Origin of the sequence: Flavobacterium suncheonense GH29-5 = DSM 17707 (assembly GCF_000430025.1) — a bacterium.
In the GTDB taxonomy this organism is placed as follows: domain Bacteria; phylum Bacteroidota; class Bacteroidia; order Flavobacteriales; family Flavobacteriaceae; genus Flavobacterium; species Flavobacterium suncheonense.
On the sequence record NZ_AUCZ01000003.1, the window covers coordinates 298,370 to 317,760 of the forward strand.

Genomic DNA, 19,391 nt, shown 5'->3' on the forward strand with positions numbered 1-19,391 from the left:
TTTTTTTCCTAAAAAAAACTTAAAAAAACAATTTTCGCCAATTTTCAACAATATACAGCAATTACTACTGCTTAAATTAAATTCTTTTTTTGTGCTTTCCACCACCTTTCCGGTATTTCCTGATTGGTTGCACCAACATAATCCTCATAGGTACATGGTAATAACGTACTTCTTTTTATTTTATTGTTAATATTTGTTAAAAAAGGCACTTCAATCCACCATCTCTCCGTTTTATCGCTCTTATAGAAGATCAATTCTTCATCTTCCAACGGAACAATATACCTCAGATAATCTTCCTTACTTCCGTATGGATATTCCCTGGAGCGATAATGATATCCTTCAACAAAATACCACAATATCTGGGCAATCAGCACCGACTCTGCCTGTGTGCCGTTATGATTAAAAACACCAAACGCACTGACTTTGTCACTAATACCAGAATAGCGCGAAAGTACACAAATTTCTTTTCCGTTGAATCCATTAGGCATAAAATTCACAAAATTTCCAGAATCACACGATTTTATTGCATTTAGGTCTAGGGTAACCAGGTCGGCATCACGAAAAACCGGCTCTGCAATGGCGGAATTATTACAAACTTCCCCCAAACGGTAGGCATCAAAATACAATTTTTCAATCAAATCTATTTCCTCCTGAGAATTATAATAGGTCTGATACCCAATATTACTGTAGTTAAAGAGATTGTTCGGTTCTTCCACGATCATCTTGGACAAATACGAATGTGCCGCAGGACTTTGCTCTTTAGCAAAATCAAACTTACTGTCGATGGCTACCACATTTACCATTTGTTCCAACACATCATACGCGCGATACATAGCATATGTCAGATCTTGCGAGCCTCCTATTACCAATGGAATCACCTTGTTTTTCACCAATTCGGCAATCGCCGTTTTCAACACATAATAAGTGTCTTCCATGGTATTTCCCGGCGCAATATTCCCCAAATCTACAATCTGAGCATGCCAATTCCCGGGAAACAGGCTGTAAAATTCTTTACGGATATGATGCAAATCTATTTCACTTTCCGACTGCCCTAATCCCCTATTCTCCAAAACGCCGATAATTGCAATAGTCGCCTTTTCGATATTCGGAAAATCGGTAGCACTGTGAAAAACAACTTTTTTGCCTAATGCCTGATGACTCAAGCTTCCGATGAATTCCAAAAAATCATCTTCCAAAGGCTGAAAAAAATCAAATACCATACTTTTTTATTTCTTTTTAGCAGTGGTTTTCTTCGCCGTTGTCTTTTTAGCCGCAGTTTTCTTGGCCGGCGCCTTCTTCTCGATAAGTTCTTTTACCTGCTCCAAAGTCATTTTAGACGCATCAACATCTTTACTCAGTTCGATTTTGATTTTTCCTTTCAGGATAACCGAACGTCCCCAACGGGCTTTTTCCACGCGAATACCTTCATCTTCCCAATTGTGAATGACCTTATCGATGTCTTTTTGCAGTTTGTCTTCAATCAGTTCTGCAATATCGGATTCCGACAAATTGTCGAAATTGTATTTTTTACTTACGTTGATAAAGATGCCGTTCCATTTGATGAAAGGCCCAAAACGACCGACACCTTTCTGCACTTCCATACCTTTATATACAGCAATTGGCGCATCGGCTTGTTCTTTTTCCTGAATCAGTTGGGCGGCACGCTCAAAGGTAACATCTAACGGCTCTTCACCTTTCGGAAGGGAAATAAAGGTTTTGCCGAAACGGACATACGGTCCGAAACGTCCATTGTTCACTTCCACCTCTTCACCTTTATAAGTTCCTAATATCTTAGGAAGCAGGAACAGATTAAGCGCTTCTTCCAAAGTAATATTTCCGATATTCTGTTCCGGACGCAGGCTCGCGAATTGCTTGTTTTCATCGTCGATATCCCCAATCTGGGCCATGGGTCCGAATTTCCCCAAACGAACCGAAACCTGTTTACCCGATTTCGGATCCACGCCTAAGATACGCTCCCCGGTTTCTCGTTCTGCCGTGGTTTCCACTTTGGAGACAATCGGATGAAAATGATTGTAGAAATCGTTCATCATTTTGGCCCATTCGATATTCCCTTCTGCGATTTCGTCAAAGTCCTGCTCTACTTTCGCGGTAAAATTGTAATCTAAAATGGCTTCGAAATTCTTAACCAAAAAATCGGTTACAATGATTCCGATATCCGTAGGCACTAATTTCCCTTTATCGGAACCTACATTTTCTTTCAGCTCCTGTGTTTTTATGTCTGCACCTTTCAGGGTAAGCACCTGATATTTGCGCTCCTGTCCTTCAAAGTTCCCTTTTTCCACATAGTTTCTGTTGATGATGGTAGAAATCGTCGGCGCATAGGTAGACGGACGTCCGATGCCCAACTCCTCCAATTTCTTTACCAGAGAAGCTTCTGTGTAGCGGGCCGGTGGTCTTGAAAAACGCTCGGTAGCCGTAATATAATTGTTGCTTAATTTTTCACCCACATGCAAGGCCGGCAACATGCCTTCCTGTTCTTCTTCTTCATCATCGTGGCCTTCCAGATACACTTTCAGGAAGCCTTCAAATTTGATGACTTCACCGGTTGCTGCAAATAGTTCTTTATGATTGTTGGCTTCAATTTTCACATTGGTGCGCTCTAATTGCGCGTCACTCATTTGGGAAGCTAGGGTTCTTTTCCAGATCAAATCGTACAAACGCGCCTGATCGCGGTCAATATCTACCGAATGACGGGACATATCCGTAGGACGAATCGCCTCGTGAGCTTCCTGGGCTCCTTTGGATTTTGTAGCGTAGTTTCTCGGTTTACTGAATTCTTTACCGTAAGATTTAATGATTTCTGTCTCTGCAGCTGCCATCGCTTCGTTGGAAAGGTTCACACTGTCCGTTCTCATATAAGTAATCAATCCGGCTTCGTACAAACGTTGCGCCATCATCATCGTAACGCCAACCGGAAAATACAGTTTTCGCGCTGCTTCCTGTTGTAAAGTCGACGTGGTAAACGGTGCGGCCGGTGATTTTTTAGTCGGTTTGGTTTCTAAATCCGACACCTTATATAAAGAACCTACATTTTGTTTTAAGAAGTTTTCCGCTTCCTGTTTAGTTACAAAATTTTTAGGCAATTTGGATTTGAAAGTTTTTCCGGCTTCGTTAGTGAATTCTGCCGTTACGCTATAGGATGCTTCTGCCTTGAAATTCTGGATTTCTCTTTCGCGTTCTACAATCAGACGAACGGAAACGGATTGCACACGACCGGCCGACAAACCGCCCTTTACTTTTTTCCAAAGCACTGGTGACAATTCGTAGCCCACCAATCGATCCAACACTCTTCGCGCCTGCTGTGCATTGACCAGGTTATAGTCGATACCGCGCGGATTTTCGATGGCTTTCTGAATTGCCGATTTCGTAATCTCATGAAAAACAATACGTTTGGTCTTTTTTTCATCCAGTTTCAGTTCTTCCGCCAAGTGCCATGCAATAGCCTCTCCCTCGCGGTCCTCATCGGAAGCCAACCAAACGGTTTCAGCCGATTTAGACAAATCTTTGAGTTTTTTCACCAAGGCTCTTTTATCGGAGGACACTTCATATTTCGGTTTGAAATTATTGTTTACATCCACTCCGATTTCCTTAGACGGAAGATCCGCAATGTGTCCGTAACTGGACTCCACCTGATAATCTTTCCCCAGGAATTTCTCAATGGTTTTTGCCTTGGCAGGCGACTCAACGATTACTAAATTCTTTGCCATTTACACTTAATTTGAACCGCAAAAGTATAGGAATTTTTTAAATATTGCGTCTTTGCCATTTTTAAAAACACATTTTATCGATTATAAGTTATACGCGGCCATCACTCTCAACGTCGCATGTTTCTTTTTAATCCGAAAAATATTTTGAAGAAAAATCTGATGTTATTATTTTTTTGACTAAATTTGTCAAAACAACATTTGTCATATGGATTCTTTTGGAGATATAATCAGAAAGGCCCGCGAAGAAAAAGGACTTCTTTTACGACAGGTTGCCGCCGCTTTGGAGATTGACCAGGCCATCATCAGCAAGTTCGAACGGGGCGACCGAAAACCGTCTAAAGAACAGGTGGAAAAGTTTGCCGAATTTTACGGAATAGCCAAGAAAACACTCATTACTTCCTGGCTCAGCGACCAAATCGCAAGCGTATTGTACGAACAAGAAAATTTTGAAGAAATACTAAAAGTCGCCGAAGAAAAAGCGCGTTATTTCACAAAAAACAAAGAATAATCTTATTCCAAATTATACAAATACAAGCCAAAAAGATGAAGTGGGAAGCCAGATTAATCCATATAAATGGTGAAAGTCGCATAGGGGTTGTCTTTGAAAAAAATCCTGACACCATTGCCCGAATAAGAGCCCTTAAAGGTTCCCGTTGGAGCTACGATTTAAGAATATGGCATCTTCCTGATACAGAAGAATACCGCATACGGTTTCGGCTGAAACTTAAAAACGAATTACTTCCCTCAGAAGAAGGCTTTCAGGCAATTGAAAAGTTTAAAAAGTATTTGCGCTCCAAACGGTACAGTGAAAATACCCTGAAAACGTATGCCGAGGCATTGCGCTCTTTTTTGGTTTTCTACAACACTAAGCCTATAACTTCCATAACCAATGAAGATGTGATTACCTATAATAATGAGTACATCATTAAAAACAGACTGTCGGCTTCTTTTCAGAATCAGATTGTGAATGCCATCAAACTCTTTTTCAGAACCATTCAAAACAAAGAAATAGATCCGGAACTGATTCACCGTCCGAAACGGGAAAAGAAATTACCCAACGTGTTAAGCAAGGAAGAAGTGAAACAAATTCTGGAAGCCCCAATCAACATAAAGCATCGGGCCATGCTAAGCCTCATTTATGCGTGTGGCCTGCGACGAAGCGAACTCCTGAATTTAACCCTTAACGACATCGATTCCAAAAGAAATGTACTGATCATCCGGCAATCCAAAGGCAAGAAAGACCGCATTGTACCCTTTACCGGAAAAGTCCTGACCCTGATGAGAACGTATTATTCGTTTTACAAACCTTCGTACTGGCTCTTTGAAGGACAGGGAAAAGGCGAAAAATATTCCGAACAAAGCCTTCAGAGTGTTTTAAAGCAATCGCTTGAGAAAACCAAGATTACTAAACCGGTTACTCTGCACTGGTTGCGACACAGTTATGCCACACACCTGCTTGAAAGCGGCACAGATTTGCGATACATTCAGGAACTTTTAGGTCATAACAGCAGCCGAACCACGGAAATTTACACTCATGTGAGCACCAAAAGCCTGCAACAAATTAAAAGCCCTTTCGATGATTTATAAATAGCGATTTGCGAACCACAAACACTGTTGCTGCGAAAGACAACCTCGATTTTCAAAACAGGAACCTATATAATATGTTAAACAAATCTGCCATCTTGTCAGAAAGTCAAATTTAGTATTATCTTTGCGGACTGATTTTTACACTTTGAAGTGATTTATGGAAAAGATTATCGAAGAAAACAAGCAAGGTACCAGCCTTGTAATGGAACAGAAAACGGAAAACCAGAAGAAGCTTTTTATCGAGAGTTACGGCTGTCAGATGAATTTCTCCGACAGTGAGATTGTAGCTTCCATTTTGGCGAATGAAGGATACAACACCACTCAAAACCTTGAGGAGGCCGACTTGGTATTGGTAAACACTTGTTCGATTCGCGACAAAGCCGAACAAACTGTACGCAAACGTTTGGAACAATACAATGCCGTAAAGAAAATCAACCCCGGAATGAAAGTGGGTGTTTTGGGCTGTATGGCAGAACGCCTGAAAAGCAAATTCCTCGAAGAAGAAAAAATCGTAGACATGGTAGTCGGTCCGGACGCTTACAAAGACATTCCGAATCTTTTAAAAGATGTGGATGAAGGCCGCGATGCCATCAACGTAATCTTATCCAAAGACGAAACCTATGGGGACATTTCTCCGGTTCGTCTGCAAAGCAACGGTGTAACAGCGTTTGTTTCCATCACCCGTGGTTGTGACAACATGTGTACGTTCTGTGTCGTTCCGTTTACCCGCGGACGGGAACGCAGCCGCGAACCGCAATCCATTTTAGAGGAAATTCAGGATTTATGGAACCGAGGCTTCAAAGAAGTCACACTTTTAGGCCAAAACGTAGACAGTTATCTTTGGTACGGCGGCGGACTGAAAAAAGATTTCGACAAAGCCACCGAAATGCAGAAAGCAACAGCGGTGGATTTCGCACAGTTATTAGACCTGTGTGCCACCCAGTTCCCGAAAATGCGTTTCCGTTTCTCGACATCCAACCCGCAGGATATGAATGTGGAAGTAATTGAAGTGATGGCGAAACACCACAACATCTGCAAATACATTCACTTGCCGGTACAATCGGGAAGCACCCGCATTTTAAAAGAAATGAACCGTCAGCACACTCGCGAAGAGTATATAGCACTGGTAGATAAAATTTATGAAATCATCCCGGACATTTCCTTGTCACAGGATATAATTTCCGGTTTCCCTACCGAAACAGAAGAAGACCACCAGGATACGTTGAGCCTGATGGAATACGTGAAATACGATTTCGGATTCATGTTCGCTTACTCGGAAAGACCGGGAACTTTGGCCGCCCGAAAAATGGAAGATGATGTACCGGAAGAAGTTAAGAAACGTCGTCTGAATGAAATCATCGATTTGCAACAAAAAACATCTTTAGAGCGCGCACAACGTTTCATCGGTCAAACTGTTGAAGTATTGGTTGAAAAAGAATCGAAACGTTCTGATGCACACTGGAGCGGAAGAAACTCGCAAAACACCGTAGTGGTTTTCCCGAAAGAAAATTACAAACCGGGCGATTTCGTTCTGGTAAAAATCAGTGATTGTACTTCGGCTACCTTAATAGGTGAAGCGGTTGGGTATTCAACTGAAATGAATTAAAAGCACACGCTCCAGATAAATTAGAATTAAGTAAAATAAAAATGGAATCCGTTCAAGCCATAAAACAACGCTTTGAGATTATCGGAAACGACCCGAAACTCAACCGTGCGATTGAAAAAGCCATTCAAGTCGCCCCGACCGATATTTCCGTATTGGTAACGGGAGAAAGTGGTGTGGGTAAAGAAAGTATTCCGAAAATCATTCATTCGCTTTCCCACCGCAAACACGGAAAATACATTGCCGTAAACTGCGGTGCGATTCCGGAAGGCACCATCGACAGTGAATTGTTCGGACACGAAAAAGGATCGTTTACCGGCGCAACTTCCACCCGCGAAGGGTATTTTGAAGTAGCAGACGGCGGAACCATTTTCTTAGACGAAGTAGGCGAATTGCCGCTAACCACGCAAGTACGATTGTTGCGTGTTCTGGAAAACGGCGAGTTCATTAAAGTGGGTTCTTCCCAGGTTCAGAAAACCAATGTAAGGATTGTAGCGGCTACGAATGTTAACATGCAGGAAGCTATTGAGAAAGGGAAGTTCCGCGAAGATTTGTATTATCGTCTGAGTACGGTGGAAATCAGTTTACCGCCTCTTCGCGAACGCAAAGATGACATTCATTTACTGTTCCGGAAATTTGCTTCCGACTTTGCACACAAATACAAAATGCCGCCGATTAAATTAGATGACAATGCGGTGCAATATTTAATCAAATACCGTTGGAGCGGAAACATCCGTCAGTTGCGCAACGTAGCCGAGCAGATTTCGGTTCTGGAAACCAACCGCGACATCACGGCGGCAACGCTGGCTTCTTATTTACCAATGGAGAGCAGCACTCTACCTTCGGTAATCGGAAAAAAACCAGAAAGTGACTTTAGTTCCGAAAGGGAAATTCTGTACAAAATCCTTTTCGACATGAAAAGCGATCTGAACGACCTGAAAAAACTAACCTTGGATTTGCTGCAAAACGGCAATGCGAAAAACGTGCAGGAAAGCAACAAAACCCTGATTCAGCGTATATACGGTCAGAAAGAAGACAGTGAAATTCCGTTTGAAGAATCCCTCAACGCGATTCCGGTTCAGGAACGGCACCAGCAGGAAGAATTTGACGACGATGACGACCAAAACTATCTTTTTGCCGAAACCGTGGAAGAAGAGGACTCGCTTCGTTTGGACGAAAAAGAAATCGAACTCATCAAAAAAGCTCTGGAACGCAACAAAGGAAAACGCAAAGCTGCCGCTGATGAATTGGGAATTTCCGAAAGAACGCTGTACCGAAAGATAAAACAATTTGATTTATAGTATATTTGAGGTTTTAGAATCAAATGAAAAAATTACACGCTATAATTGCCTTTTTTGTATTGCTCAGCATTACCTCCTGCTCCTATTACAATTTTACGGGAACGGGTAAAATCGACGCTAAAACCTTTCAGGTAAACTACTTTCAGAACAATGCCGCTTTAATTGAACCCGGAATTGAAAGAACTTTTACGCTAAAATTACAGGAAATTCTTCAGAATCAGACCAATCTGAATCTTACCAATAACAATGGCGATTTGGTGTATGAAGGCGAAATTACCGAATACCGCATCACACCCATGACCGCCACCGCCAATCAGTTGGCTGCCCAAAACCGTCTTACTATAACGGTAATCGTCCGTTTTACAAACAAGAAAAAACCAGATGATGATTTTGAAAAAAGATTTTCGTTTTACCATGATTTTCCGGCTAATGATCAGCTTGTAGGCTCAAGACTTACAACCGCATTGGACGAAATTTTCGAACGCATCACTCAGGATATTTTTAATGCTTCCTTAGCAAAATGGTAATTTAAACTGCAACGATTGAACGTACACGATTTAACATATTTAATCCGCAAACCTGAGGCAATCAACGGAAGACAGACCATCGAACTGGAAACAGTTCTGGAACAATTCCCGTATTTCCAGTCGGCTCGTGCGTTGCATCTTAAAGGGCTTTACAACCAGAACAGTTTTCGCTACAATCAGGAATTAAAGAAAACGGCAGCTTATACCACCGACCGCAGTGTCTTGTTTGAATTCATTACCTCGGAAGGATTTGTTTCCATACAAAAGGCTTTTCTGGAAGAAAAAGAGGCCGCTATCAACGACATCATTGTAAATCAGTACAAGATTGTGGTATCGGATAAAATCGAGGTTCAAGCGAAAACAAATCCATTAGAACAATCCATCCTTTCTTCCATTCAGATTGCCGAACCGGAAACAGAACAAGAACCTGAAAGTCCGTTAACAGCTACTGTTGAAACTTCTGAAAAACAAGTTAGTACCATTTCGGAAGAGCAGCCCACTCTTGAAGAAAAACTCGAAATCGGCAAACCGCTGGATTTTTCAAAAGAGGAAAAACATTCATTTCAGGAATGGCTGCAACTGACCAGATTTACCCCAATTGACAGGGAAAACACTCCGGAAACCCCTAAAATTGACGAAGAAAAAAAGAAAAAAATAGATCTAATCGACAAATTTATCGAATCGAATCCAAAAATAGTTCCGGTTAAAAATGCTCCGGTAGCCCCTGTTAACATTGAGAAGTCCACACAGGAAAACTCTTATTTAATGACGGAAACACTGGCCAAAGTATATCTGGAACAAAAAAAATATCAGAAAGCCATCCAAGCTTATGAAATTTTAATTTTGAAATATCCGGAAAAAAGTAGTTTCTTTGCAGACCGAATTTCGGATATCAGACTTTTACAACAAAATAATAATTAAAGATTTAGAATATGTTTTCAATTTTTTTAGTGTTAATCACAATCGTTTGTTTTTTACTTGTGGTAGTTATTATGGTGCAGAATCCTAAAGGCGGAGGTTTGTCTTCTGCTATCGGCGGATCACAAATGATGGGTGGTGTACAGAAAACAAATGACTTCTTAGATAAAAGCACCTGGACATTGGCCGGTTTGTTAATCGTGTTGATTTTATTATCCAGCTTAAGTTTCACAGGAGCATTAAGCGACAACGGTTCTAAATTAATCGACGGAAGCACTCCTGCCCCTGCTGCCACAACAGCTCCGGCAGCAACAGACGCTAAACAGGAAACCCCTGCCACAACTCCTGATGCAGCACAACCGGCTGTAACAGATGAAGCAAAAAAATAATTTAAGCTATACGCTTACACAAAAAATGCCAGCCTGTCAGTGCTGGCATTTTTATTTGGTAAATTTGTCAGTTTAAAAGCCTTGGCACAATTTCTGAAATTAGCCATGCATCCAATTAATAATAACATAAAACATATAATTATGGCATTAAAAATCAAACCTCTCTCAGACCGCGTTTTGGTGGAACCTGCCGCTGCAGAAACACAAACCGCTTCAGGAATCATCATTCCGGACACTGCTAAAGAAAAACCGCAGAAAGGAACAGTTGTAGCTGTTGGAAACGGCACAAAAGACCACGCCATGACTGTAAAAGTTGGCGACACGGTTCTTTACGGAAAATACGCCGGTACCGATTTGAAATTTGAAGGGAAAGATTATTTAATCATGCGTGAGGACGACATCCTTGCAATCATCTAAATCAGAAATTAGAGTTCAGAAATCAGAAAATTTCTAATTTATAGATCTTTCTTGCAATTTTTCTTAATTCTAAAATCTTAATTCTTAATTAATAAACTATGGCAAAAGATATTAAATTCGACATTGAAGCACGCGACGGTTTAAAACGCGGCGTAGACGCCTTGGCCAATGCAGTAAAAGTAACTTTAGGACCCAAAGGCCGTAACGTAATCATTTCTAAATCTTTCGGAGCACCAACCGTTACCAAAGACGGGGTTTCGGTTGCGAAAGAAGTGGAACTGAAAGACGCTTTGGAAAACATGGGGGCACAAATGGTAAAAGAAGTAGCTTCCAAAACCAACGATTTAGCCGGTGACGGAACCACAACAGCTACCGTTTTAGCACAAGCCATCGTTAAAGAAGGATTGAAAAACGTAGCCGCCGGAGCTAATCCGATGGATTTAAAACGCGGAATCGACAAAGCGGTGGAAGCCATCGTTGCCGATTTGGGCAAACAGGCCAAAGAAGTGGGTTCTTCTACGGATAAAATCAAACAAGTGGCTTCGATTTCTGCTAACAACGACGATGTTATCGGGGATTTAATTGCAACCGCTTTCGGAAAAGTTGGCAAAGAAGGTGTAATCACGGTGGAAGAAGCCAAAGGAACCGACACTTACGTGGATGTGGTGGAAGGAATGCAGTTCGACCGCGGTTATTTATCGCCTTACTTCGTAACCAACACCGAAAAAATGGAAGTGGAATTAGAACGCCCTTACATTTTATTATACGACAAAAAAGTATCCTCTTTAAAAGAATTACTGCCGATTTTAGAACCGGTAGCCCAATCCGGAAAACCGCTATTAATCATCGCTGAAGATGTTGATGGTGAAGCCCTTTCCACTTTGGTGGTGAACAAATTGCGTGGTGCTTTAAAAATCGCCGCGGTAAAAGCGCCAGGATTCGGAGACCGAAGAAAAGCCATGTTGGAAGACATCGCCATCTTAACCGGCGGAACCGTAATTTCGGAAGAAAGCGGATACAACCTTGAAAACGCGACTTTGGAAATGCTGGGAACTTCAGAAAAAGTAACCATCGACAAAGACAATACAACCATCGTAAACGGCGCCGGGGAAGCGGAAATGATTAAAAACCGCGTGAACCAGATCAAAGCACAGATGGAATCCACTACTTCGGATTACGACCGTGAAAAACTACAGGAACGTTTGGCTAAATTAGCCGGAGGAGTTGCCGTACTTTACGTTGGAGCCGCTTCCGAAGTGGAAATGAAAGAGAAAAAAGACCGCGTAGACGATGCTTTACACGCCACAAGAGCCGCAGTGGAAGAAGGAATAGTTGCCGGTGGTGGTGTGGCTTTATTAAGAGCCAAAAAAGTACTTGACAAAGTAAAAGCCGACAACGCTGACGAAGCAACCGGAATTCAGATTGTAGCCCGTGCGGTGGAAGCGCCTTTGAGAACCATCGTGGAAAACGCAGGTTTAGAAGGTTCAGTTGTGGTGGCAAAAGTAGCGGAAGGAAAAGACAACTTCGGATACAACGCCAAAACCGACGAATACGTAGACATGCTGAAAGCCGGAGTTATCGATCCGAAAAAAGTAACCCGTGTGGCCTTGGAAAATGCCGCATCGGTTTCCGGAATGATTTTAACTACCGAATGTGCTTTGGTGGAAATCAAAGAAGAAAATGCCGGAGGCGGAATGCCAATGGGCGGCGGAATGCCAGGCATGATGTAATATTTTTTTATTATGACATTTATTTGACTTTTTAAAACCACTAGTTTTTTCTAGTGGTTTTTTTTTATATTTTTACAAAAAAATTGTAATGAAAAAACTACATTTTATAGAATTCATATTGCTTATTTACACTTTTACATTTTCATATTCACAAGCTCCGAATTTTTCAAAAAGTCATCAGGAAAAAATTTCACAAAATATTGTAGACTATTTCAAACTTGACCGTGAAAACATTCATATTCACTTAAACAAAAACGAATATTTATCTTCTGATAAAATTTGGTTTAAGGGTTATATAACTGAAAAGAAAACAGGTTTACCCTTTGGTTTAACTATTAATACTTATGTGGCACTGTATAATGAAAATGGTATTAAGCTTAAATCACATCTTATCTATACCGAGAATAGCACTTTTTACGGCAACATTGAATTAGGCCCCGAATTTAAAACCGGAACATATTATCTTCAAGCCTATACCAACTACATGAATAATTTTTCGGAAGATTGTTCATCAGTGTACAAGATATATATTATTAATCCTTTAGAAAACAAAGTCGTAAACAACACACAGAATATAAATCTGGACAATGTAAACATAACATTCAGCCCGGAAAGCGGTGTACTTTTGGAAGGGGCTACTAATGCTGTTGTTATAAAAATTAACGATTGTAACAATACAGCTATTGCCACTCATGACGGTAAAATTGTGGATTCAAAAAACAATACAATCACAACTTTCTCAACCAATAATTTGGGTTTCGGAAAATTTGAAATCTTTTTGAATCAGAACGAAACGTATAAGGCTGTGGTTACTATCTCCGGAAAATCATTTGAGAAACACCTCCCGCCATTACAAATGGAAGGTTTTACATTTTCAGTTAACAACTATACGTTTCCTGACAATACAATTATAAAAGTGAAAACCAATTCACGTACACTAAGTAAAATCAACAATGCTCCTTTTTCATTTGTTATCCATCAGAACAGTGCTGCAATAATTGCCGATTTTACTTTTGATGGTAAAACAGAAAAAAACATAAGTATTCCCAATTCTTCAATTCCAAAAGGACTAAGTACGGTTTACCTGATAAATGAAAAACTAACCAAAATAGGAGAACGAAATATTTACAGACAGCCTTACGAAAGTACCCAAACATCACTTTCGATCTTTGAAAAAAGAGCCGATTCCATTCAAATAAAAGGAAATACAAGACTTAAAGCCGGTGAAATAAGTATTTCTGTTTTACCTGAAAAAGCTCAATTTGAAAATAAAAATCAAACCATATACAACTATATGATATTTGATGAACTAAAAGAAAAAATACCCAATGCCGCGTATTTTATAAATGAGTTCAACAAAAAGAAACATTACGAATTAGACAATATTTTAATTACTGCACAATCCAAATACATTTGGAACAACTTACTCAATAACCCTCCTAAGGAAAATTTTGAATTTGATTTAGGGCTAACATTAAAAGGAAAAGTAAATCTAGAAAACACTGATTTAACAAAACATAAAATCAATATGTCGTCTACCGCATATGGTTTTACTGAATTCACATCAATAGACAGTAAAAATGAATTTCAGTTTAAAAACCTTATTGTGGCAGACTCCACGACTGTACACTTCAGCTTGTTAAATTCAAAGGCAGTACAAAAAACTCTTAAAATGTACAGTTCAATTACAAACAATAAACGAGTCTATACTAAACCAATCTCTCCTGAACCTCAAACCTGTTTCAGCAAGTTCATCACAAATGACAACAATGATTGGTTTCCTAAAATTATTAACGGCACTTTATTAGAAGACATTACTGTTAATACTGTCAAAAAAAACAAACCTTTGACCAACAATCTCCGATACAACAACGGAATGTCCAAGGGCTTTAAAATTACTGAGGAAGATCAGAATCAGGATCTTCTTCAATTTATAGCCAGCCATGGCTACGATGTAAACATACAAGGTGCAACTGTCACTATTATATCACGAGGAGTACATACTTTTAACAACATCAGTAATGGTCCAACTATTTATATTGACGACTCTCTAATATCGGATTATAATATTTTATTAGGCTACCGTTTAACTTTTGTTGATGAGATTTATATTAATAAAAGAGGCTATGGTAGCGGTCAGTCAGGTTTTGGAGGAGTGATCCGTATTTACACAAAAAAAGGAGCGGACGGACCGACTGCCTTTAAAGTAAAGTCTAATTCACAAGTTTTAACTGGAGGTTTTCAAAAAGATGAAATATTTAAAAACCCAAAATACGCAAATTTTAATGATCCGGGCTTCCAAAATTACGGCACTATTCAATGGCTTCCAAAAGTACTTACAGATTCCGACGGAACATTTACGTTTTCAATCCCCAATTTCAATCAAGAAAAAGTAAAAATCATACTTGAAGGAATAGATAGTGATGGTCAAATACTTTCCGAAACAAAAATTATCGAAGTAAAATAATTAAGAAGCGCTATTTCAAAAATGAATAGCTCTTTATAATTAAACCGAACAGCAAATACAATTTAAAATAAGGCATATAGGATACCCGAACGTCGGATTGATTTCCTGAATCGGATTGCCGAAATTCCAGCATTTTACCAACCATCTTATCCTCCAAAAATCCGCATTATCAGAAGAATACAAAAAATCCGTCTTAATGACGGATTTTTCTATTTTTTACCTATCGTACTGACAACAGTCGTGAAGCGTGTTATATTCTGCTTCTGTTGCTTTCACATCTTTCGTATCGTGACCGGCCTTAGCCACTGCTTTTTCCACATCGGTTGTTGAACACTTCTGCTCGTTGTATACCAAATGTAACATCTGATCGTCTGAATGCCACACTGCCGATTTTACTCCCGCAACGGAATACGCGGCTTTTTCGATGCGTTTTTTACACATTTCGCAGTTGCCTTTTACCTCCACATCGGCTTTGGCGTTTTTATTTTTCTTCTCCTGTGCCTGCATTGCAAATCCGAAAAGGGAAACAAGCACGATTGCTATTACTTTTTTCATGGTTTTATTTTTTATCTTTTATTTTAAATCGAATACCCGCATAATACATCTGTCCGAAAACCGGCGCATAGATCATAGAACTATCAAAATACGGACCAAAAGGATTATCGGCGCCTAAAATTGCATTTTTCTGTTTGTAATTCCCGATGTTTTCGCCCCCTACATACGCTTCAAAAACACTCGAGAACGTTCTTGTAATCTGAGCATTCATCACCGAAAACGGATTCGAGAATTCTCTTAAACGATACGGCTCCGGATTGGAACCCGTATTAGGCAAACGCTGTTTTCCCATCCAGTTGTAGGTAAAATCGAATTTCCACTGTTGTCCTTTCTCCTTAATATGCGTTTCATACGCAATATTGGTAAAGAAACGGTGCTTCGCCTGCAACGGACGCTCTAACGTTCCGGTTAAGTAATCCGTTTGGATGTCGTAGAATTTATAGGCCGTTCGCACGGTAAAATGGGTCATCAAATCGATATTGAAATCAATTTGCAAACTGTTCGCGAATGATTTTCCGTCCAGATTACGAAACACTGCCTGCTGCGGGCTGAAATCCAAATCCACCACGGCCTGATTCTGGAAATCGGTGCGGTAATAATCCAGCGCCACTTCAGCTTTTTTTCCGAACAACTGGAAGCCTTGTGAAAAACTCAAACCGTAATTCCAGGCAATTTCTGGAGCCAATCCGTAGATTTTTCCATCCGTATTTAAAATCGAGAACGCTCTTGACGTGGCAAAAAGGTTTTGGTTTTCCGCAAAAATGTTCGCACTTCGTTTTCCTCTTCCCACAGAAGCTCGCAAAACGGCTTTTTCCCATGGATTGTAACGCATGTGAATTCTCGGTGTTAAGAAGGCTCCCAAACGGTTGTGCATGTCAAAGCGCCCTCCGGCTACCAAACTGAAATTATCGGTATTGTCATAGGTATATTCGAAGAAAGCCCCAACGGAATTATCGCGACGGCTAACGTCCATCGGAAGTCCTACGGATACAAATTCATTGTAATCGTCGGAAGTAAAATTCAGACCGGTTGCAAATTTGTGCAGCGTATTGCTGATAATCGAGTTGTAAATCAGGTTGGAATAAAAACTGTTCTGTTTAATATTGTATTGGTTTAAACCGAAATACGATTCCTGCTTGTGGTAATTGAACGAATTTTGAAAACCAAAACTTTTCCAGGGCGTATCGGGAAACACATAACCTATTTTGGACGACATCTCCAGTTTATCGGTATTGATTTCCGAACCCCAATGGTTGGTTGTCAGTTTATCCCGGCCCGGATCAAAGGCTTTTTGCCCGGTTTGTTTTTCGTCTCTCATGTAGCGGACGTTCAGAAAGCTTACCCAGCCTTTTTCGGGATTGTTGTACTGCCAACGATTCATGATATTGACTTGCTTCCCGAGCGGATTATCCAGAAACCCATCGTCATTCATGTCGTTTTTGGAGACGCGTGTATTTCCGTGTACAAACAGACTACTACTTAATTTATCATTGATTTTTCTGTTGAAATGGGTATTCAGTTCGAAACGACTGTCCGTAGAACCGTATGCGTTCAGGTAAAACGGAATATCAGTCGCCGGTTTAAGCAATTCGTAGTTGATTTGCCCGGAGATGCTTTCGTAACCGTTCACCACGCTCCCCGCACCTTTGGTAATCTGAATGCTTTCTACCCAGGTGCCCGGCACAAATGACAAACCATACGCCTGGGAAGCCCCGCGGACGGAAGGAATATTTTCTTCCGCCATTAAAATATACGGACTGGTTAACCCGAGCATCTTAATCTGTTTGCTTCCCGAAATGGCATCGGAAAAATTTACGTCGATGGACGGATTGGTTTCAAAACTCTCGGAAAGGTTACAGCAGGCAGCTTTCAAGAGCTCTTTACTGCTCATGGTTTGCGTATTAAGCGGTTTCACATAAGAGCGTTGAAGGGAATTTCGTTTGGTATTCACCACTACGCCTTCCAAGGCTTTGACCGGTTTCAATTCGACGCTGATAACTTTTGGTTCGTGTACCATCAACGTTTGGCTTTCATAGCCCACATAGCTTACGGTAACTTCATGACTGCCCGGATTCATGGGTAATTCGAAATAACCTTTATCATCGGTCATGGTTCCGACTGACGAGTCCTTCCAAACCACGGACGCGCCAATCATAGGCTGTTTTTTTTCGTCGGTAACAGTACCTGTCACCTTTTCCTGCGCCGATGTAAATTGTGTCATCAACACCAGGAAAAACATAAAATATTTATACATGATTGTTGTTTTAATGTTTTCAATAGAAGTTTACTCCGAAGCGATTCAGAGTTGCAAAAACATTAAAACGAGTCGTAGAAAACATACTGGCAATAGAGTTTATAGAGCGGCGGTGCGTTACTGTCGCAATAGAACGACGGTGTATCGCTTTTTACAGCTGCTTCTTCAACTGCCTCAAAATTTATGGGTTCCCAGACATCGGCAACGGTAAACGCTGCCAAATCCAGCTGAAAACTTTTAACAATAATTTCGTCGGAAATCGATTTTTTCAGGTCTATTTTGTCGTTGGAACAACAACTGTCGTGTTCGTTGGAAGTAGCGCAACAGGACTTTTCCGCTTCGGCTTTTTCCTCGACACAAGGCTCGTATTTTTTATAATCCAGTGAAACGCCGGCCAGTTCGCCTTCGCAATAATGCACATTGAACGCTAAACCGACATTGGAAACCAAAATCAGCAGGGCCAAAACAAAACTTATGTGCTTGTTAATTTTCATCAGTTATAAAAAATCGAACCAAAAATACATCTTTTTCTGAAACTAAAATCTAAAATCCTGTTAATTGATTTCTACCACCTGTCCCTGATACGGAATCTCGCAACGGAACTGATATTTTCCTTCAATTTCATTTTGCAGTGTTGTCAGGGCTTCCGTTTCACCGTGCACCAGAAAAATCGTTTCCGGTTTTTGTTCCAGTTCGGACAGCCATTCTAACAAATCTTTTTGGTCGCCGTGCGCGGAAAGCCCTTCGATTTCCACGATTTTTGCTTCTACCGGATAGTATTTTCCGTAAATTTTGATTTCTTTTTCGCCGTCGAGCAGTTTTCTGCCGCGCGTTCCTTCCGCCTGATAGCCCACAATCACCACCGTGGTTTCCGGTCGGACGATGTAACGCTCCAAATAACTCAGCACTCTTCCGCCGGTTAACATGCCACTGGCCGCTATCACCACTTTAGGCTGATCGTCGTAAATCGCTGCAATCGTATCTTCATATTCGGTAATCATGGAAAACATTTTGCACATTTCCTCACACTGATCGATTCGGAGTTTGTGCCACTGACGGTTTTCCACAAAAAGCTGCAGCATTTCAATCCCCATAGGCGTATCAATAATATACGGCATATCGGGAATTTTACCTGCTTTTTTGAGTTGCCAGATTAAGTACATAACCGCCTGAGCACGCTCCACCGCAAAACTCGGAATTACAATATTACCGCCTTTTTCATAAGCTTCGTTGATGTATTCGGCCAGTTCTTCTTTAGGGTCGTTCTCCGGATGTAGCTTGTTGCCGTAGGTGGATTCCAGAAAAACGTAATCGGCTTGTTTGGGTTTTACGGCCGGGAAAAGCAAGTCGTCGTTATCGCGACCGATATCGCCCGAAAAAACCAGTTTTTTCCCTTCGAGATTCAACTCGATGGAACAGGCGCCCAAAATGTGACCGGCGTAAAAATACCGGGCCGTAATTTCCGCATCGAGATTGAATTCCTGGTCTTTTTGGATGACTCTGAAATACGGCAACACTTTTTCGGCTTCCTCTACCGTATACAAAGGTTTGGCAGGATTGTGTTTGGAATATTTTTCCTTGTTGGCTTTTTCGGCTTCTTCTTCCTGAATTTTGGCACTGTCCCTCAGAATCAATTGGGTAATCGCTTTGGACGGGCTGGTGCAGTAAATTTTTCCTTCAAAACCCTGATTGACCAATATCGGCAACCAACCGCAATGATCCAGATGACCGTGCGTAAGCAAAACAAAATCGATGGTCGACGGCAAAACCGGAAGCGGCTCCCAGTTTTGTTGCCGCAATTCGTGTCCGCCCTGAAACAAACCGCAGTCGATTAAAATACGGATGCCGTTCGATTCGATTAAAGTTTTGGATCCGGTTACAGTTCCGGCCGCTCCTAAAAATTGTATTTTCATGA

At 40.8% G+C, this 19,391-nt stretch carries 16 protein-coding genes; 10 read left to right on the forward strand and 6 right to left on the reverse strand.

The features are described from left to right. Positions 1-71 precede the first annotated feature (71 nt). Both G498_RS0101545 and topA read right to left on the reverse strand, forming a co-directional pair. Entirely contained in the window at positions 72-1,220 is a 1,149-nt protein-coding gene (locus G498_RS0101545) for a formimidoylglutamase (protein ID WP_026979519.1), read from the reverse strand. A gap of 6 nt (positions 1,221-1,226) precedes the next feature. Continuing rightward, on the reverse strand, positions 1,227-3,728 hold the full coding sequence (gene topA / locus G498_RS0101550; RefSeq protein ID WP_026979520.1) for a type I DNA topoisomerase: 2,502 nt from the start codon (positions 3,726-3,728) through the stop codon (positions 1,227-1,229). A gap of 205 nt (positions 3,729-3,933) precedes the next feature. Between topA and G498_RS0101555 the strand changes: the two genes are divergently transcribed. The 10 genes from G498_RS0101555 (at position 3,934) to G498_RS0101600 (ending at position 14,667) form a co-directional block, all read left to right on the forward strand. Continuing rightward, entirely contained in the window at positions 3,934-4,236 is a 303-nt protein-coding gene (locus G498_RS0101555; protein ID WP_026979521.1) for a helix-turn-helix domain-containing protein, read from the forward strand. A 35-nt stretch (positions 4,237-4,271) separates the two neighbouring features. Continuing rightward, positions 4,272-5,315, forward strand: coding sequence for a site-specific tyrosine recombinase/integron integrase (xerA, locus tag G498_RS0101560; RefSeq protein ID WP_026979522.1), 1,044 nt, complete (start codon positions 4,272-4,274; stop codon positions 5,313-5,315). A gap of 157 nt (positions 5,316-5,472) precedes the next feature. Beyond that, positions 5,473-6,921: a tRNA (N6-isopentenyl adenosine(37)-C2)-methylthiotransferase MiaB gene (gene miaB / locus G498_RS0101565; RefSeq protein ID WP_026979523.1), complete on the forward strand. Its 1,449-nt coding sequence runs from the start codon at positions 5,473-5,475 to the stop codon at positions 6,919-6,921. Positions 6,922-6,962: 41 nt separating this feature from the next. Next, complete coding sequence (locus G498_RS0101570) at positions 6,963-8,219, forward strand: sigma-54 interaction domain-containing protein (RefSeq protein WP_026979524.1); 1,257 nt, start codon at positions 6,963-6,965, stop codon at positions 8,217-8,219. A gap of 23 nt (positions 8,220-8,242) precedes the next feature. Continuing rightward, positions 8,243-8,746, forward strand: a complete 504-nt coding sequence (gene lptE / locus G498_RS0101575) for an LPS assembly lipoprotein LptE (protein WP_026979525.1) — start codon at positions 8,243-8,245, stop codon at positions 8,744-8,746. A gap of 15 nt (positions 8,747-8,761) precedes the next feature. Next, positions 8,762-9,667, forward strand: a complete 906-nt coding sequence (locus tag G498_RS0101580; protein ID WP_026979526.1) for a tetratricopeptide repeat protein — start codon at positions 8,762-8,764, stop codon at positions 9,665-9,667. A gap of 11 nt (positions 9,668-9,678) precedes the next feature. Next, the gene (gene secG / locus G498_RS0101585; protein ID WP_026979527.1) at positions 9,679-10,053 is read left to right on the forward strand and encodes a preprotein translocase subunit SecG; all 375 of its coding nucleotides are present in this window, start codon (positions 9,679-9,681) and stop codon (positions 10,051-10,053) included. Positions 10,054-10,194: 141 nt separating this feature from the next. After that, positions 10,195-10,470: a co-chaperone GroES gene (locus tag G498_RS0101590; protein ID WP_026979528.1), complete on the forward strand. Its 276-nt coding sequence runs from the start codon at positions 10,195-10,197 to the stop codon at positions 10,468-10,470. A 98-nt stretch (positions 10,471-10,568) separates the two neighbouring features. Next, on the forward strand, positions 10,569-12,200 hold the full coding sequence (groL, locus tag G498_RS0101595) for a chaperonin GroEL (protein WP_026979529.1): 1,632 nt from the start codon (positions 10,569-10,571) through the stop codon (positions 12,198-12,200). A gap of 88 nt (positions 12,201-12,288) precedes the next feature. Beyond that, positions 12,289-14,667: a hypothetical protein gene (locus tag G498_RS0101600; protein ID WP_026979530.1), complete on the forward strand. Its 2,379-nt coding sequence runs from the start codon at positions 12,289-12,291 to the stop codon at positions 14,665-14,667. A 216-nt stretch (positions 14,668-14,883) separates the two neighbouring features. Here G498_RS0101600 and G498_RS0101610 read toward each other — a convergent pair whose 3' ends face one another. The 4 genes from G498_RS0101610 to G498_RS0101625 form a co-directional block, all read right to left on the reverse strand. Next, complete coding sequence (locus tag G498_RS0101610) at positions 14,884-15,222, reverse strand: heavy-metal-associated domain-containing protein (protein ID WP_026979531.1); 339 nt, start codon at positions 15,220-15,222, stop codon at positions 14,884-14,886. 4 nt (positions 15,223-15,226) lie between these two features. Further along, positions 15,227-17,476, reverse strand: coding sequence for a TonB-dependent receptor plug domain-containing protein (locus G498_RS0101615; RefSeq protein ID WP_026979532.1), 2,250 nt, complete (start codon positions 17,474-17,476; stop codon positions 15,227-15,229). Between the two features lie 62 nt (positions 17,477-17,538). Beyond that, positions 17,539-17,970 (reverse strand): HYC_CC_PP family protein, encoded by a 432-nt coding sequence (locus tag G498_RS0101620; protein ID WP_026979533.1) that lies wholly within the window; start codon positions 17,968-17,970, stop codon positions 17,539-17,541. 60 nt (positions 17,971-18,030) lie between these two features. Beyond that, positions 18,031-19,389, reverse strand: coding sequence for an MBL fold metallo-hydrolase RNA specificity domain-containing protein (locus tag G498_RS0101625; RefSeq protein ID WP_026979534.1), 1,359 nt, complete (start codon positions 19,387-19,389; stop codon positions 18,031-18,033). Between the last annotated feature and the right edge of the window lie 2 nt (positions 19,390-19,391).

Bases quoted from the DNA above. Each gene is read 5' to 3' on its own strand.
- G498_RS0101545 (WP_026979519.1), bottom strand. From the start codon at position 1,220: ATGGTATTTGATTTTTTTCAGCCTTTGGAAGATGATTTTTTGGAATTC.
- topA (WP_026979520.1), bottom strand. From the start codon at position 3,728: ATGGCAAAGAATTTAGTAATCGTTGAGTCGCCTGCCAAGGCAAAAACC.
- G498_RS0101555 (WP_026979521.1), top strand. From the start codon at position 3,934: ATGGATTCTTTTGGAGATATAATCAGAAAGGCCCGCGAAGAAAAAGGA.
- xerA (WP_026979522.1), top strand. From the start codon at position 4,272: ATGAAGTGGGAAGCCAGATTAATCCATATAAATGGTGAAAGTCGCATA.
- miaB (WP_026979523.1), top strand. From the start codon at position 5,473: ATGGAAAAGATTATCGAAGAAAACAAGCAAGGTACCAGCCTTGTAATG.
- G498_RS0101570 (WP_026979524.1), top strand. From the start codon at position 6,963: ATGGAATCCGTTCAAGCCATAAAACAACGCTTTGAGATTATCGGAAAC.
- lptE (WP_026979525.1), top strand. From the start codon at position 8,243: ATGAAAAAATTACACGCTATAATTGCCTTTTTTGTATTGCTCAGCATT.
- secG (WP_026979527.1), top strand. From the start codon at position 9,679: ATGTTTTCAATTTTTTTAGTGTTAATCACAATCGTTTGTTTTTTACTT.
- G498_RS0101590 (WP_026979528.1), top strand. From the start codon at position 10,195: ATGGCATTAAAAATCAAACCTCTCTCAGACCGCGTTTTGGTGGAACCT.
- groL (WP_026979529.1), top strand. From the start codon at position 10,569: ATGGCAAAAGATATTAAATTCGACATTGAAGCACGCGACGGTTTAAAA.
- G498_RS0101600 (WP_026979530.1), top strand. From the start codon at position 12,289: ATGAAAAAACTACATTTTATAGAATTCATATTGCTTATTTACACTTTT.
- G498_RS0101610 (WP_026979531.1), bottom strand. From the start codon at position 15,222: ATGAAAAAAGTAATAGCAATCGTGCTTGTTTCCCTTTTCGGATTTGCA.
- G498_RS0101615 (WP_026979532.1), bottom strand. From the start codon at position 17,476: ATGTATAAATATTTTATGTTTTTCCTGGTGTTGATGACACAATTTACA.
- G498_RS0101620 (WP_026979533.1), bottom strand. From the start codon at position 17,970: ATGAAAATTAACAAGCACATAAGTTTTGTTTTGGCCCTGCTGATTTTG.
- G498_RS0101625 (WP_026979534.1), bottom strand. From the start codon at position 19,389: ATGAAAATACAATTTTTAGGAGCGGCCGGAACTGTAACCGGATCCAAA.